We start from the raw sequence: 14,908 nt of genomic DNA, 5'->3' as shown, positions 1-14,908 counted from the left end.
TCCCTTCCCAAACGTCGTACGAGGCCGCCCCCCTGGACAACCTCTCTCAGACCCCAACCCCATGGGGATAGCGCATGAGCGGGCACACGCGCAAGTCCGTTCCACCGCGTCCGTGACTGAATGTGACGGCGTGGGAGGGGGTACTACGATCTAGACCTTACGGATTAGTCCTTACGACCTCGCCCTGGCGCGCGCAGTTCGGCAGGCAAAGGTCGAGGAAGGCGCCGGCCACGTCGGCCGGTTGGGCCAGCCTGGACTGGTCCTCTCCGGGAAAGGCGATGGTGCGCAGCCGGGTGGCCACCGCGCCGGGGTCCAGCAGGTTGGCCTTGATCGCCGTCACATTGGCGATCTCGGCGGCCCAGGTGCGGACGGTGGTTTCCAGCGCCGCCTGGCTGGCGGCATAGGCCCCCCAGAACGGCTCGGCACCGCCGGCGGCGCTCGAGGTGGTGAATACCGCGCGTCCGGCCGGCGCCATGCGCAGCAGCGGGTCGCAGGCGCGGATCAGCCGCCAGTTGGCGGTGACGTTGACGGCGAAGGCCTCTTCCCAATCGTCGGGGGCGTGGTGGGCCACGGGGGTGAGGCCGCCACCGATCACGCCGGCATTGCCGACCAGGATGTCGAGCCGGCCGAAGCGCTGGAAGATGGCGGCCGCCGCCTGCTCGATCAGGCCGGGTTTGCGCAGGTCCTCCGGCACCAGGATCAGCGGCTTGCCGCCGGCCGAGCGGATTTCGTCGTCCAGTTCCTCCAGGGCGCCCTGGGTGCGGGCGATGGCGACGATCTCGGCGCCCTCGGCGGCGAAACGGCGCACCACGGCCGCGCCGATCCCGCGCGAGGCGCCGGTGACCAGAGCCACGCGGCCGTCCAGCACGCCAGCCATCAGTGGGTATCCTCGGTCAGCAGGGACAGTTGCTTGGTGTCGGCCTTGGCGCCGGTGTAATCGGTGGGCTCGACCGGGTAATCGCCGGTGAAGCAGGCGTCGCAGAATTGCGGCTCGGCTCCGTTGCGGCCCGGCTCGCCCACCGCCCGGTACAGGCCGTCGATGGAGATGAAGGCCAGGGAATCCACGCCGATCAGCTTGGCCATGCCCTCCACGTCGTAGCGGGCGGCCAGCAGCTTTTCGCGCTCGGGCGTGTCGATGCCGAAATAGCAGGAATGGGTGGTCGGCGGGCTGGAGATGCGCATGTGCACCTCGGTGGCGCCGGCCTGGCGCACCATCTCGACGATCTTGCGGCTGGTGGTGCCGCGCACGATGGAATCGTCGACCAGGATGACGCGCTTGCCGGCCAGGGTGGCGCGGTTGGCGTTGTGCTTCATCTTCACGCCGGTATTGCGGATGTTGTCCGTGGGCTGGATGAAGGTGCGGCCCACATAGTGGTTGCGGATGATGCCCAGCTCAAAGGGAATCCCGGCCTCGGCGGCGAAGCCGATGGCGGCGGGCACGCCCGAATCGGGCACCGGCACCACCACGTCGGCTTCCACCAGGCTCTCGCGGGCCAGTTCGGAGCCGATGCGCTTCCTGGCCTCGTAGACGCTGGTGCCTTCCACCACCGAATCGGGGCGGGCGAAGTAGATGTACTCGAAGATGCAAAAGCGTGACGGCCGCTTGATGAACGGCTTGACCGAGCGGATGCCGTCGGCGGTCAGCACCACGATCTCGCCCGGTTCCACGTCGCGGACGAATTCGGCGCCGATGATGTCGAGCGCGCAGGATTCGGACGCCAGAATCCACGCCTTGTCCAGACGGCCCAGGCAAAGCGGGCGGATGCCCAGCGGGTCGCGCACGCCGAACACCGCATTCGTGGTGGCGGCCACCAGGGAATAGGCGCCCTCGATCTGGCGCAGCGCGTCGATCAGGCGGTCCTCGACGGTGGAATACAGGCTGATGGCGATCAGGTGGATGATCACCTCGGTATCGGTGGTCGACTGGAACAGGCAGCCGCGCCGCACCAACTGGCGGCGCAGCGCCATGGCATTGGTCAGGTTGCCGTTGTGGCCCAGCGCCAGGCCGCCGAACTCCATCTCGGCGAACAGCGGCTGCACGTTGCGCAGCAGGGTCTCGCCGGTGGTGGAATAGCGCACGTGGCCGACGGCCATGGAGCCCTTCAGCTTGCGGATCACCGTCTCGGACCCGAAATTGTCCTCCACGTGGCCGAGGCCGCGGTGGTTGTGGAAGTGGGTGCCGTCATAGGCGACGATACCCGCCGCTTCCTGGCCGCGATGCTGCAGGGCGTGCAGGCCCAGCGCCACGTGGGCGGCGGCCTCGGGATGGCCGAAGATGCCGAACACACCGCATTCCTCGCGGAGATGGTCGTCGTCGAAGGGGTGGGTGGTCAGCATGGGATTCGGTCCTGGAGTTCGGTGCGGGGAGGGCACGGTGCCGGGGATGCTACTGGTTGCTGCGGATCAGCCGTTCCATCTGGGTCCGGCTTTCGGTGTCGTAACTCTTGCCGGGGGATCTGGCGTCGGTCTTGGCCTTGCCGTCATCCGAGGGCAGACGGGCGGCCTGGGCGGCCGGTTGCGGCGAAACGAATTTCTGGAAGGTCTTTTCGGCTTCCATCAACTGGCGGGCCTCGGACGAGGCCTGCTTGGCCTTGCCCTCCGCCTTGCCCAGTCCCTCGGGCGCCAGACCCTGCAGTATGGCGGCGCCGCGCATCAGCCAGGGGCGTGAGCGGCTTTGGGCCAGCCAGTCGGGCTGCTGCTCGGGGCTGTCGAACAGCCAGGCTGCCGACATATAGGCCAGCGACACCAGAACCGCGCCGCGCGCCAGGCCGAAGACGAAGCCCAGCGATGAATCCACCGAGTTCAGCGCACTCTTGCGCACGGTGTCCGACACCCGCTTTGTCAGCAGCGACAGGATCAGCAAAGTCACCAGGAACAGGGCGGCGCCGGCGGCGATGTCGGCCACGATGGCGGTGCCGATCTGGGAGCGGAAGAACGGCTGGGCGTGGGGAAAGCCGTAGAGGGCGGCGAATACGGCGCCGACCCACGAGGTGATGGACAGCACCTCCTGGACGAAACCGCGCAGGAAGGCGAAGCCCGCCGAGCCGAGCAGCACCACGGCGACCACAACGTCAACGGCGGTGATGTTGAGGTTCCCCATTGCCTCGTCCAGTTAGGGTGGTCACTCGTGCCGGAACAGCCCGAGCACGTCCTGCAAATGGCCGATGGAGCGGATGGTGAGCGACGACCCCGCGCCTGCTGCTCCACCGCCCTTGTCCTTGCGCGGCCGGGCCGGTACCAGCGCCTGATCAAAGCCGAGCTTGGCGGCTTCCTTCAGGCGGGTATCGGCCTGGGCCACCGCCCGGACCTCGCCGGAAAGCCCGATCTCGCCGAACACGACCATGTCGGCGGGAACAGGCACGTCGGATGCGGACGACACCAGGGCCGCGGCGACGGCAAGGTCGGCGGCCGGCTCGGCGATCCGCAATCCTCCGGCGACGTTCAAATAAACGTCATTGCCCGACAAAGCAAGCCCACAGCGGGCATCAAGCACCGCCAGCACCATGGACAGCCGGTTGGTGTCCCAGCCGACCACGGCGCGCCGGGGCGAAGACAGCGAGCTTGGCGCCACCAGGGCCTGGATTTCCACCAGCATGGGCCGGGTGCCCTCCATGCCGGCGAACACGCAGGAGCCCGAGACGTTGCCGCGCCGCTCGGCCAGGAACAGGGCGGAAGGGTTGGCGACTTCGGCCAGCCCACCCTCGGTCATCTCGAACACCCCGATCTCGTCGGTGGCGCCGAAGCGGTTCTTGACGGCGCGCAGGATGCGGAACTGGTGACCCCGGTCGCCCTCGAAATAAAGCACCGTGTCGACCATGTGCTCCAGCACGCGGGGGCCGGCGATGGTGCCCTCCTTGGTGACATGGCCCACCAGGAACAACACGAAGCCGCGCCTCTTCGCCAGCCGGATCAGTTCGGCGGCGCAGGCGCGCACCTGGGAGACGGTGCCGGGAGCCGATTCGATGTTGTCGGCATAGACGGTCTGAATGGAATCGATCACCACCACCTGGGGCGCGTCGGGGCCGTCCAGCGAGGCGAGGATGTCGCGCAGGGAGCCGGCCGAAGCCAGCGCCACACGCGCCTTGGCATAGCCCAGGCGGGCGGCGCGCATGCGGACCTGATCCACGGCCTCCTCGCCGGAGATGTAGGCGACCGAGACCTCGGCCGACAGGCGTGCCGTCGCCTGCAGCAAAAGCGTGGACTTGCCGATGCCGGGATCGCCGCCCACCAGCAGGCACGAGCCGGGCACCAGACCGCCGCCGCACACCCGGTCCAATTCGCCGATACCGGTCAGCCAGCGCGACAGCGGGGCGGCGCTACCCTCCAGGCCCACGAACTCGATGCGCTTGCCCTTGCCGCCCGACAGGCCCTTGGGCACCTCTTCGCGCGCCGCCTCCTCGACGATGGAGTTCCAGGCGCCGCACGACTCGCACTTGCCCGCCCACTTGCGGGTGACGGCGCCGCAATCCTGGCAAACGAACTGGGAGGAGGGAGGCTTGGCCAAGGTCAAGCCCGCCCGCCGGTCATGTGCTCGCGCCGGCGGATATAGGCGATCACCGGCAGCAGGGTCGCGGCCTGGGGATTGCCGCGTGGCCCCAGCATGCGCATCAGGCTCTTGGACGGCGTTCCCACCGCCTCGGCCAGCTCCTCGAAGCCGATGGTAGCGTTGATGTAGTCACGCAGGATGGCCTTGGCGGTGGCGAAGTCGTTGTCCAGCAGGCATTCCTGCGCTTCGGCCACCAAGGCGCGGCGGAACTCCGGGTCGCGCTCGGCACGGGCCTTGACGGTGTCCTTGAAGTCGCGGGTGAGGGGCATGCTCAGATTGCCTTCTTGCGCCGTTTGTAATCTTGCCAGAGCGTCTTGGCCTTGGCGATATCGCTTGGCTGGGTTGTCCTGTCGCCGCCCAGCAGCAACAGGACCAATCGCTTGCCGTCCTGGCCGAAATAGACCCGGTAGCCGGGGCCGAAATCAATGCGGTACTCGGACACACCTTCGCCCACCGGCTTGACGTTGCCCATCTGCTCGGCAGCCAGCTTCACCCGCGCAGTCGCTACCTTGGCCGCGGCCCGGGCGTCAAGACGATCGAACCATCGGCCGAAGGGGCTGTCCCCATCATCATCCAGATACTCGACGACGCCAATCATGGTAACCTCTGGGTTACTTCTGCTCAAGAAAAATAGGGAGGCCGCCGATCCGGCAATTTCCAAACGGGCTGCTTGCGGAATCAGTGGAATGAACCACAGAGACACAGAGAAGGCTCAGAGAGAAACGACCAATCACGCTGAACGCGGCGAAGCATCTTTCAGCCTGGGGTGATGGCCGCTCTCGCCAGAAAGCCCCTTCACGTTGTGCGGGGTGACAAGTTTCGGGATGCGCGAAGGGACGAGTCCCTTCGCTTAGGGCCTCACGCCCGCAATTCCATGGTGATCGGCCCCACCGCCCGGCCGTGGATGAACTGGTCCACGTATTCGTTGCCGGAATGGTCGATGTCCTTGGCCGGGCCGACCCAGATCAGCCTGCCCTTGTAGAGCATGGCGATGCGGTCGGAGATCTTGCGGGCCGAGGCCATGTCGTGGGTGATGGACAGCGCGGTGGCGCCCACTTCCTTGCAGCACTTGACGATCAGGTCGTTGATCACGTCGGCCATGATGGGGTCGAGGCCGGTGGTCGGCTCGTCGAAGAAGATGATCTCGGGATTGGTGGCGATGGCGCGGGCCAGGGAGACGCGCTTTTGCATGCCGCCCGACAGTTCCGCCGGGAACAGTTCGCCGGTCGAGGCGGCGAGGCCCACCTGGGCCAGCTTCTCGATGGCGATGTCGCGGGCCTTGGCACGCTCCATCTTCTGGCCCTGGATCAGGCCGAAGGCGACGTTCTCCCACACCTTCAGCGAATCGAACAGGGCACCGCCCTGGAACAGCATGCCGAATTTCTTCATGATCCGGTCGCGGTCCTTGGGCTTCATGCGGACCACTTCCTCGCCGTCGATGCGGATGGAGCCGGTCTCGGGGCGCAGAATGCCCAGGATGCATTTCAGCATCACCGACTTGCCGGTGCCCGAACCGCCGATCACCACCACGGACTCGCCCCTGGCCACCGACAGGTCGATGCCGTCCAGCACCACCTTGGGGCCGAAAGCCTTGCGCACACCGCTAAGCTCGATCTTCGGAGGTTGAGTGCTCATGCTTTTGCCCTCAAGCGCCGGCGCACGCCTGCGCGTGCTTGGCTATCCTCGCTTATGCCTTCGCTCCGCTCTCGGCAACGCTGCGGCGCGCTCAATGCGCATAGTCGCTTCGCTCCAGTCATGGCTTACTTCCCGAAGAACATGGCGGTGATGATGTAGTTGAACACCAGGATCATGATGGCCGCCGACACCACCGCGTTGGTGGTCGCGGCACCGACGCCCTGGGCGCCGCCCCTGGAATAGTAGCCGTTGTAGCAGCCCATCAGGGTGATCAGGAAGCCGAACACCGCGGCCTTGGTCAGGCCCGAGATGACGTCCAGCGGCTCGAGGAATTCCCAGGTCCGCGCGATGTAGGTGGCCGAGTTGAAGCCCAGCTTGTAGACGCCGACGATATAGCCGCCGAACACGCCGATGATGTCGGCGATCAGCACCAGAAAGGGCAGCATCAGGGTGCCGGCCAGGATGCGCGGCGCCACCAGATACTTGAAGGGATTGGTCGACAAAGTGGTCAGGGCGTCGATCTGCTCGGTGACGCGCATGGTGCCGATCTCGGCGGCCATGGAGGCACCGATGCGCCCCGCCACCATCAGACCGGCCAGCACCGGCGCCAGCTCGCGGGTCACCGACAGCACCACCACGGTGGCCACGGCGCCCTCGGCGGCGAAGCGGGAAAAGCCCGAATAGGATTGCAGCGCCAGCACCATGCCGGTGAACACGGCGGTCAGGCCGACCACGGGAAGCGAGAAATAGCCGATCTCGATCACCGAGCGCAGGATCAGCCGGGGATAGAACGGCGGGCGCACGGTGTGCGATACCGCCATGGCGGTAAACGCCGACATCCGGCCCACATGGGCCAGGAACGCCAGGAATACCCGGCCGACAGTCGCCAGGAAAGAGATCATGACGGGGACACCTCGGTGCCGACCCAGCGGCGGTGGTGGCGGCGTCCCAAAGCGGTGAGAATCTCGTAGCCGATGGTGTCGGCCTCGGCCGCCACGTGGTCGGCGCCGTGGCCGGGGCCGATCAGTTCGATCAGTCCTCCGGGATGGGCGTGTTCCACCGGGACGTCGGTGACGTCGAAGGCGGTCAAATCCATGGAAACCCGTCCGACCACCGGCACCTTCATCCCCCCGATCATGCCATGCCCGCGATTGGAGAGAGACCGGAACCAGCCGTCGGCATAGCCGACCGCCACGATCGCCAGCTTGCGCTTCCCCTCGACGCGGTGGGTGGCACCATAGCCAACGGTCATGGGGCTGTCAACGTCACGGACCTGGACGATTTTTCCTTGCAGTTTAATCACTTGGCTCATGGGGTTGGGGCGGCCCGGCATGGGATTGAGGCCGTAGAGCGCCGCGCCGGGGCGGACCAGCCCCAGGTGAAAGCCGCGTCCCAGGAAGATGCCGGACGAGGCGGCGATGGATTGGGGCAGAGCCGGCAGATGCGAGGCCAGCCGGCGGAGCGTGGTCAACTGCCTGGCGTTCATGGGCGAATCGCTGTCGTCGGCGCAGGCCAGGTGGCTCATCACCAGGATGGGGCGCAGGGCGGCCAGGATTTCCGGCTTGGCGGCCAGACGCTCCAGCTCCGGCTCGGACAGGCCCAGCCGGCTCATGCCGGTATCGATATGCACGGCGACGGCGGGGGCGCCGCTGCCCTTCTTGGCGAAGGAGGACCAGCCGGTGATCTGGGCCAGGGAATTGAGCACCGGGATCAGGCCGTGGGCGGCGAATTCGGCCTCGTCGCCGCCCAGCGGGCCGGAGAGCACGTGAATCATCGCGCCGGGCACCATGCGGCGCAGCGCGATTCCTTCGTTGAGGCAGGCCACGAAGAACGAGCGGCAGCCGGCGGCGAACAGGGCGGGGGCGATACGTTCCATGCCGAGGCCATAGCAATCGGCCTTGACCACGGCGGAGGCCTCGGCGGGCGCCACCAGGGCGGACAGCCGCTTCCAGTTGGCGACGATGGCCGCCACGTCGATGGTCAGCAGGGCGGTGGCGCGGGAAAGGTCGGTCATGGTCTGCCCAGGCAAAGAGGAATGCGCACCATCCCTCGCTTCGTCCAGGAAGACAAGTCCCAGATCAAGAGGGGCGGCGGCGGCGGTGGATCAGCCATGCTCCGCCGACGGTCATGGCCGCCCCGGCCAGGGCGAAGACGCCGAAGATGGCGGCGATCAAAATGCGGAGACCGGCGCCCGCTCCCGGACTGCCGGACGCATCGGCGCCTGCTCCCGCGAGAGCCGTGATCAGGCCCTCTACCGCCTGGATGCCGGCGAAGCCTGCCAGGGGCAGGCCGAGGATCAGCAGGGTGATGCCGGCGGACAGGTACTGGCCGCTCTTGCCGGGCCCTGCGCGGGACGGACCGGTCAGAATCCCGGGTCCTCATAATGGTCGCTGGCCGCCAGATTGCCGAACTTGGTGTACTCGCCCTGGAAGGCGAGGCGCACGGTGCCCACCGGGCCGTGACGCTGCTTGGCGATGATCACCTCGGCGGTGTTGTGGACCTCTTCGCAGCGCTGCATCCACTTGGCGTGGCGCTCGTTGAACTTCTCCTGGGCCTCTTCCGGGCGCTGTCCCGGCTCGGCGCGTTCCAGATAGTATTGTTCGCGGAACACGAACATCACCACGTCGGCGTCCTGCTCGATGGAGCCGGATTCGCGCAGGTCGGCCAGCTGGGGCCGCTTGTCCTCGCGCTGCTCGACGGCGCGCGACAACTGCGAGAGCGCGATCACCGGCACCGACAGTTCCTTGGCGAGCGCCTTCAGGCCGCGGGTGATCTCCGAGACTTCCTGCACGCGGTTTTCCGAATTGGAGGACGAGCCGCGCAGCAATTGCAGATAGTCGATGACGATCAGGCCCAGGCCGTGCTGGCGCTGCAGCCGGCGCGAACGGGTGCGCACCGCAGAGATGGACAGCGCCGGCGTATCGTCGATGAACAGCGGCAGGCGGTGGAGATTCTGGGCGGCGACGACCAGCCGCTCGAACTCCTCGTTGGACATCTCGCCCTGGCGGATCTTGTGGCTGTTGATCTCGGCCTGCTCGGCCAGGATACGCGACGCCAACTGCTCCGACGACATTTCCAGGGAGAAGAAGGCGGTGATGGCGCCGTCGACACCCTTTTTACGGCCGAGCGCGTCCACCTCTTCCTTATAGGCGTAGGCGGCATTGAAGGCGATGTTGGTGGCCAGCGCGGTCTTGCCCATGGAGGGGCGGCCGGCCAGGATGATCAGGTCGGAATCGTGCAGGCCGCCCAGCTTGCCATCCATGTCGATCAGGCCGGTGGGCACACCCGACAGCTTGCCCTGGCGCTTATGGGCGGCTTCGGCATTGGCGATGGCGCCCACCAGGACGGTCTTGAAATCCTCGAACCCGCCCTCGGTCTGGCCGGTGGTGGCCAGATCATAGAGCTTGGCCTCGGCCTTGCCGATCTGGTCCATGGCCGGGACGTCCAGGTCGGCGGAAAAGGCGTCGTTGACCATGTCCTCACCCATGCCGATCAGCGAACGGCGCAGGTGAAGGTCGAAGATCAGCTTGCCGTAATCCTCGGCGTTGATCACCGAGACCACCGCATTGGCCAGTTGGGCGAGATAGTTGGTGCCGCCGATCTCGGCCAGGCCGCCGTCATTCTCGAAATAGGTCTTCAGCGTCACCGGGTTGGCCATCTGGCCGCGCTCGATCAGCTTGCCGCAGGTGGCGAAGATGCGGCCGTGCACCGGGTCGGCGAAGTGCTCCGGCTTCAGGAATTCCGAGACGCGCTCGAAGGCGCGGTTGGACAGCAGGATGGCGCCCAGCAGGGCTTGCTCCGCCTCGTAGTTATGGGGCGGAACGCGAAAGCCGATCCCTTCGGCGGGGGCGGTAGGATGATCGGAGGACATCGAGGTCATGACCCGGGCATGTTAGCAGATGCGCCGAGCGTGCGCGGGCTTATCCGCCTGTGGATAAGGTGGATAACGGGGAAAAGAAAACGGCGGCCGGACAGAACGCCCGACCGCCGCTCCCCAAAAACAGTCGAGGCTTAGGCCTCGGCGGCTTCCTCGGTGACCTCGGCGGCCACTTCCTCTTCCTCGGCCGGAGCCTCGGCTTCCTCAGCCACGGCGGCGGCGGCAGCGGCGGCGGCACGTTCGGCTTCCTCGGCGGAGCGGGCGACGTTGATGGTCACCACCACCGAGACTTCCGGGTGGAGCGAGATGCGCACGCCGTAGGAGCCCAAGGTCTTGATCGGCTGGTCCAGGTTGACCATGCGACGCTCGATGGTGAAGCCGGCGGCCTTCACCGCGTCGGCCACGTCCTTGCCCGACACCGAGCCGTAGAGCATGCCGCTCTCGCCCGCCTGGCGGACCATCAGCACGGACAGGCCGGCCATCTTGTCGGCGACCGCCTGGGCTTCGTCACGGCGCTTGAGGTTCAGGGCCTCGAGCTGGACGCGCTGCTTCTCGAAGAAGGCCAGATTGTCCTTGGAGGCGCGCAGCGCCTTCTTCTGGGGCAGCAGAAAATTGCGGGCGAAGCCGGGCTTGACGTTGACCACGTCGCCCATCTGGCCCAGCTTCTCGATCCTCTCGAGCAGGATGACTTCCATCTTATTCCTCCTTGCCGCCGCCGCTTGATTCGGCGCGGCGGAATCTCGTCATGAACCTCACCAGTCCCAAGCCGGCCACGGGAATCAACGCCCAAGCCGAGGCCAGGAACAGACCTCCATACATCGCCGCGAGGAACACCCTCGCGTTAGGCCGGCCAGCGGCCCATCCGTGCACCGTCGCAAGCCCCAGAAGGGCGAACGGGATCAGCGTCACCACCACCGCGCTGCGGGCGAGATAGCCAAGGTCACCCTCGGCCACGCCCCCGGTTATCGCCACGGCTGCCAGCACCACCCCCAGCCAGAGCGGAAGCTCGAGCTCCCGATAGGACGGAGTGGGCCGCCGGTTCCTGCCGAGACGCACCAGGAAGCCCTGGGCCGTCACGGCGTTCACCACCGCCATCGCCAACCACGAACTGGCGACCATGGCCGGGAAGAACGGAACCCACCAGTCGGCGGCAGCCTTGCGCTGCTCGCTGGTGAGGTTGGGGGCCACCATGTCCAGGGTGTTTCCGATGGTATCGGCCACCCAGGCCTGCAGCCCGCCGCTCTCCACGCCGTCCGGTCGGTCCGGGATCAGGAGGGCGCCGATCACGATCAGCGCCAACCCTGCTCCGGTCAGCCAGCCCAGCACCAGGCCCGGCGGATACCATTCGACGCTGCCGTCGGCGTTACTACGCCACAACAACGCCTGACGGACCACCACCAGGCTCGGCAGCATGACCACCACGGCGAAGGGCAGGGAGGCGAACCCACCTGCCGCCAACGCCACGGCGACCATTGCGGCCAGACCCGCCGCCACCGCCGCTCCGTTTCCCCGGTACAACCCCACCATCATCAGAGGAAGGGGTGCCAGGTAGGAGAGCAGCATTCCGGCGGCAAAGCCTTTCGCCAGCGACAGGAACAGGAGTGAAGACACCAGTCCCGCCGCCAGCGGCACGCCAAACGACCCGGTCACGGCGACCCGGCCGAACCTAAACTCACTTCACCACGTAGGGCAGCAGACCCAGGAAGCGGGCGCGCTTGATGGCCTGGGCCAGTTCACGCTGCTTCTTGGCCGACACCGCGGTGATGCGCGACGGGACGATCTTGCCACGCTCGGAGATGAACCGGGAGAGCAGCTTGATATCCTTGTAGTCGATCTTCGGCGCACCCTCGCCCGAGAACGGGCAGGTCTTGCGGCGGCGGAAGAACGGACGGCGCGGGGCTCCGCCAGCGGCGGGGCGGGGACGCTCGGTCTTGACCTCGGTCATTATTCGCCTCCTTCCATACGGCGGGGTTCACGGTCACGGCGCGGACGATCCTCGCGGTCGTCACGGCGGGGACGGTCGTCGCCCTCGCCACGACGCGGACGGTCGTCGCGGGACTTGGACTGCATCATGGCCGACGGACCCTCTTCGAGCTCCTCGACGCGGATGGTGAGCGTGCGCAGCACGTCCTCATTGATCGACATCTGGCGCTCCATCTCCTTAACGGCGGCGGACGGCGCATCGATGTTGATCAGGACGTAGTGGCCCTTGCGATTCTTCTTCACCCGGTAGGCGATGTTGCGCAGACCCCAGTACTCCTTCTTGGAGACCGAGCCGCCGCCCTGGGTGATGATGTTGGAAAGTTCCTCGGTCAGGGCTTCCACCTGCGGGGCGGAAATATCCTGGCGCGCGATGAACACGCATTCGTACAACGACATTCGAAAACCCCTTACGGCTTTTCTCTTCCCATATCGTCCCCAATGGACGAACAGGCATAGCCGACACCCCCTTTCGGGATGCCGGCAAGGGTTGGAAGGGGCGCACTATACACAAAACGATTCGGGATGCAAGCGCGCAGCAGGCGGGACTATGCCGGCTGCAACGCGGCACCCGGCGGGGCGCTCTCGGCCCTGGCGGATTGCAGGCTGGCCGGATGGTGGTGGGCGGATCGGGCCTGCGGTCCCAGACGGGGCTCGTGGCGGCGGTCCACCTCGGGAGCGGCGGTGCGCACCACCCGGTTGAGGACCTGCCCCAACTCGCCCACCTGCGTCGCCATGTCGGCCAGCACCGTGGTGACCGAGGATGCCTCGGCGCCGCTGCGCCGCGCCTCGTCGGCCACCAGGATGATGCGCTCGGTGACCTCGCGCGCCGCATCGGCCGACTGGGCGACGTTGCGGGCAATCTCCTTGGTGGCGGCGTCCTGCTCCTCCACGGCGGCGGCCACCGAGCCGGCGATGGCCTCCACCTTGCGGATCACCGTGACGGTACCGGCGATGGCCTCGCCCACATGGGCGGCCATGGTCTTCAGGTCCTCGATACGGGTGGCGATCTCCTCGGTCTGGCCGCCGGTCTGGTCGGCGAGGCGCTTGACCTCGGAGGCCACCACGGCGAAGCCCTTGCCCGCCTCGCCGGCCCGGGCCGATTCGATGGTGGCGTTGAGCGCCAGCAGGCGGGTCTGCCCGGCGATGGCGGCGATCATGGCGACCACGCTGTCGATACGGGCGACGGCGTCCAGCAGGGTAACCACCGTGTGGTTGGCGTCGTCGGCGGCCACCACCGCCTCGGCCACCAGGGAGGAGGACGAGGCCACCTGCGATGAGATCTCGCGGATGGAGGAGGTCAGTTCCTCGGCGGCGCCGGCCACGGTCTGGGCGTTGGCGAGACTCTGCTCGGCGGCGGCGGCGACGCGCTGGGAGTTGTCCTCCACCCGGATGGCCGAGGCGGCCATGCCCTCGGCGGCGCTGACCGCCTGACGGCTGCCGTCCTCGACCCTGGCGACCACCTGTCCCGTCTCGCTCTCGATGGTCGAGGCCATGGACAGCAGGGCGGCGCGGCGCTCGGCCTCGGCCTGCTCGCGGGCCCGTTCCTGCTCGGCCTCCATGCGGGCCACGGCGATGGCGTTGTCCTTGAATACGGCGACGGCGCGGGCCATGGCGCCGATCTCGTCGCGGCGGCGGCCGCCGTTGACCTCGACGGTCAGGTCGCGGTCGGCCAGACGCAGCATGGAACCGGTCAGGTCGGCGACCGGCCGGGTGATGGAGCGGGTCAGGGTGATGACGATCAGCGCGCCGGCCAGCAGAGCGAGGGCGAGGGCGGTGGTGATGGCGGCGGCCGAGCGGGCGGCCTCGGTCCGGATGGCGACGATGCCGGCGGCCAGATCGCCGGCCAGGGCGTCCTCGACCCCCTTCATCAGGTCGATGCGCCGGGTGGCGGCGGAGAACCAGCGCTCGGCGGTCAGGTCGCCGGCATTGCCGTCCAGCACCTGCTTGCGAAAGGCGGCGAACTCGGTGGAGGCTTGCGCTTCCAGCACGCTTTGCAGGGCGCGGCGCTGGGAGGGCGTGGCGCGGACCGCGTAGGCGCGCACATGGGTGTCCTGGACAGCGGCCAAGGCGGCGATGCGCTGGCGGACGGCCTCGTCCATGCCCACGGCAAGGCCGCTGGCCCCGGTGGCCCGCTCCATGCCGGCATTTTCCTTGGCCCGCATCAGTTCCAGATAGGCGGCGATCAGATTGCCGGTCTCCTGGTCGGTCTCGGTGGCCGTCAACTTTTCTGCTACACCCAGCAGGGATTCGATCAGTACGGAATAGCGGGCCACGGTTTGCGGGCCGGTGGTTTCCAGGCGCTCCACCGCCGAGCGCAGGGCGGGCAGCCCGGCCAACTCGCGGCCGGCCTTGTCGATGCTCCAGGCCAGCTCCTCGCCGATGCCGCCGCCCAGGCCGGACATGCTGTCGCCCAGGGACTTGAGGCGCGGATTGCTGCTCTCCAGCTGTTTGGTCCGCTCGGCCCCCATGCGGGTGCCCTTGGAGGCGGCAAAAGCCGATGACAGGCCGCGCTCCTTCTGAAGTTCGTGGATCGTGGCGCTGATCTCGATGGTCAGCCCCGCCAGCCGGCCGGTCCGTTCGGCCTTTTCCATCTCGTTGAACTTGGCGATGTCGATGATCGCCGCGGACATCACCGCCGCCAGGGCCGGCAACAGAATGGCCAGCCACACGCGTTGGCCGATCTTCAGATTGGACATCATCGCCGCGATCATGGCGTCTCCCCCCGCTGTATTGTACCGCCGGGCAAGCCTCCCCGCCGCCCGGCGGCAGTCGCACGATCCGTCTGCGCGACCCGCATTGGCTGTGATACCCAGCCGGTCGGGGGCGCGAAGCGGAGAGTATCACCGGTGATAGGGGTATGGAAATAG

The 14,908-nt window shown here is 67.4% G+C and carries 16 protein-coding genes; all 16 read right to left on the bottom strand.

Annotated elements, in window-relative coordinates; translation table 11 throughout:
- Positions 1 to 157 precede the first annotated feature (157 nt).
- The 16 genes from CP958_RS12380 to CP958_RS12305 all read right to left on the bottom strand — a co-directional run bounded on the left by CP958_RS12380 (position 158) and on the right by CP958_RS12305 (position 14,752).
- Entirely contained in the window at positions 158 to 877 is a 720-nt protein-coding gene (locus tag CP958_RS12380; protein ID WP_096702251.1) for an SDR family NAD(P)-dependent oxidoreductase, read from the bottom strand.
- Positions 877 to 2,337: an amidophosphoribosyltransferase gene (purF, locus tag CP958_RS12375; RefSeq protein WP_096702250.1), complete on the bottom strand. Its 1,461-nt coding sequence runs from the start codon at positions 2,335 to 2,337 to the stop codon at positions 877 to 879. The genes CP958_RS12380 and purF overlap by 1 nt, the downstream gene beginning before the upstream one ends.
- A gap of 49 nt (positions 2,338 to 2,386) precedes the next feature.
- Positions 2,387 to 3,100 carry a CvpA family protein gene (locus CP958_RS12370; protein ID WP_096702249.1) on the bottom strand — a complete coding sequence of 238 codons (714 nt, stop codon included), beginning with the start codon at positions 3,098 to 3,100 and terminating at the stop codon, positions 2,387 to 2,389.
- A gap of 21 nt (positions 3,101 to 3,121) precedes the next feature.
- Entirely contained in the window at positions 3,122 to 4,504 is a 1,383-nt protein-coding gene (gene radA / locus CP958_RS12365; protein WP_096702248.1) for a DNA repair protein RadA, read from the bottom strand.
- Positions 4,505 to 4,506: 2 nt separating this feature from the next.
- Positions 4,507 to 4,815 (bottom strand): transcriptional regulator, encoded by a 309-nt coding sequence (locus CP958_RS12360; RefSeq protein WP_096702247.1) that lies wholly within the window; start codon positions 4,813 to 4,815, stop codon positions 4,507 to 4,509.
- A gap of 2 nt (positions 4,816 to 4,817) precedes the next feature.
- Positions 4,818 to 5,144, bottom strand: a complete 327-nt coding sequence (locus CP958_RS12355) for a type II toxin-antitoxin system RelE/ParE family toxin (protein WP_197706397.1) — start codon at positions 5,142 to 5,144, stop codon at positions 4,818 to 4,820.
- 260 nt (positions 5,145 to 5,404) lie between these two features.
- Positions 5,405 to 6,181 carry an ATP-binding cassette domain-containing protein gene (locus tag CP958_RS12350; RefSeq protein ID WP_096702246.1) on the bottom strand — a complete coding sequence of 259 codons (777 nt, stop codon included), beginning with the start codon at positions 6,179 to 6,181 and terminating at the stop codon, positions 5,405 to 5,407.
- Positions 6,182 to 6,306: 125 nt separating this feature from the next.
- Positions 6,307 to 7,083, bottom strand: a complete 777-nt coding sequence (locus CP958_RS12345; protein WP_170958954.1) for an ABC transporter permease — start codon at positions 7,081 to 7,083, stop codon at positions 6,307 to 6,309.
- Complete coding sequence (alr, locus tag CP958_RS12340; RefSeq protein ID WP_096702245.1) at positions 7,080 to 8,195, bottom strand: alanine racemase; 1,116 nt, start codon at positions 8,193 to 8,195, stop codon at positions 7,080 to 7,082. Before alr ends, CP958_RS12345 begins: the two co-directional genes overlap by 4 nt.
- 64 nt (positions 8,196 to 8,259) lie before the next feature.
- The gene (locus CP958_RS25915) at positions 8,260 to 8,355 is read right to left on the bottom strand and encodes an LPXTG cell wall anchor domain-containing protein (RefSeq protein ID WP_141400501.1); all 96 of its coding nucleotides are present in this window, start codon (positions 8,353 to 8,355) and stop codon (positions 8,260 to 8,262) included.
- A 188-nt stretch (positions 8,356 to 8,543) separates the two neighbouring features.
- Positions 8,544 to 10,061: a replicative DNA helicase gene (locus CP958_RS12330; protein ID WP_096702243.1), complete on the bottom strand. Its 1,518-nt coding sequence runs from the start codon at positions 10,059 to 10,061 to the stop codon at positions 8,544 to 8,546.
- Between the two features lie 131 nt (positions 10,062 to 10,192).
- Positions 10,193 to 10,753 carry a 50S ribosomal protein L9 gene (gene rplI, locus CP958_RS12325; RefSeq protein WP_096702242.1) on the bottom strand — a complete coding sequence of 187 codons (561 nt, stop codon included), beginning with the start codon at positions 10,751 to 10,753 and terminating at the stop codon, positions 10,193 to 10,195.
- Between the two features lies 1 nt (position 10,754).
- Positions 10,755 to 11,621, bottom strand: a complete 867-nt coding sequence (locus CP958_RS12320) for a DUF2232 domain-containing protein (protein WP_096702379.1) — start codon at positions 11,619 to 11,621, stop codon at positions 10,755 to 10,757.
- Between the two features lie 109 nt (positions 11,622 to 11,730).
- Positions 11,731 to 12,003, bottom strand: coding sequence for a 30S ribosomal protein S18 (rpsR, locus tag CP958_RS12315; RefSeq protein ID WP_068434148.1), 273 nt, complete (start codon positions 12,001 to 12,003; stop codon positions 11,731 to 11,733).
- Positions 12,003 to 12,437, bottom strand: a complete 435-nt coding sequence (gene rpsF / locus CP958_RS12310) for a 30S ribosomal protein S6 (protein WP_096702241.1) — start codon at positions 12,435 to 12,437, stop codon at positions 12,003 to 12,005. Before rpsF ends, rpsR begins: the two co-directional genes overlap by 1 nt.
- Before the next feature lie 149 nt (positions 12,438 to 12,586).
- The gene (locus CP958_RS12305) at positions 12,587 to 14,752 is read right to left on the bottom strand and encodes a methyl-accepting chemotaxis protein (protein WP_096702240.1); all 2,166 of its coding nucleotides are present in this window, start codon (positions 14,750 to 14,752) and stop codon (positions 12,587 to 12,589) included.
- Between the last annotated feature and the right edge of the window lie 156 nt (positions 14,753 to 14,908).

This window comes from Magnetospirillum sp. 15-1, from assembly GCF_900184795.1.
In the GTDB taxonomy this organism is placed as follows: domain Bacteria; phylum Pseudomonadota; class Alphaproteobacteria; order Rhodospirillales; family Magnetospirillaceae; genus Phaeospirillum.
This window is presented reverse-complemented; position numbering and strand designations above follow the sequence as displayed.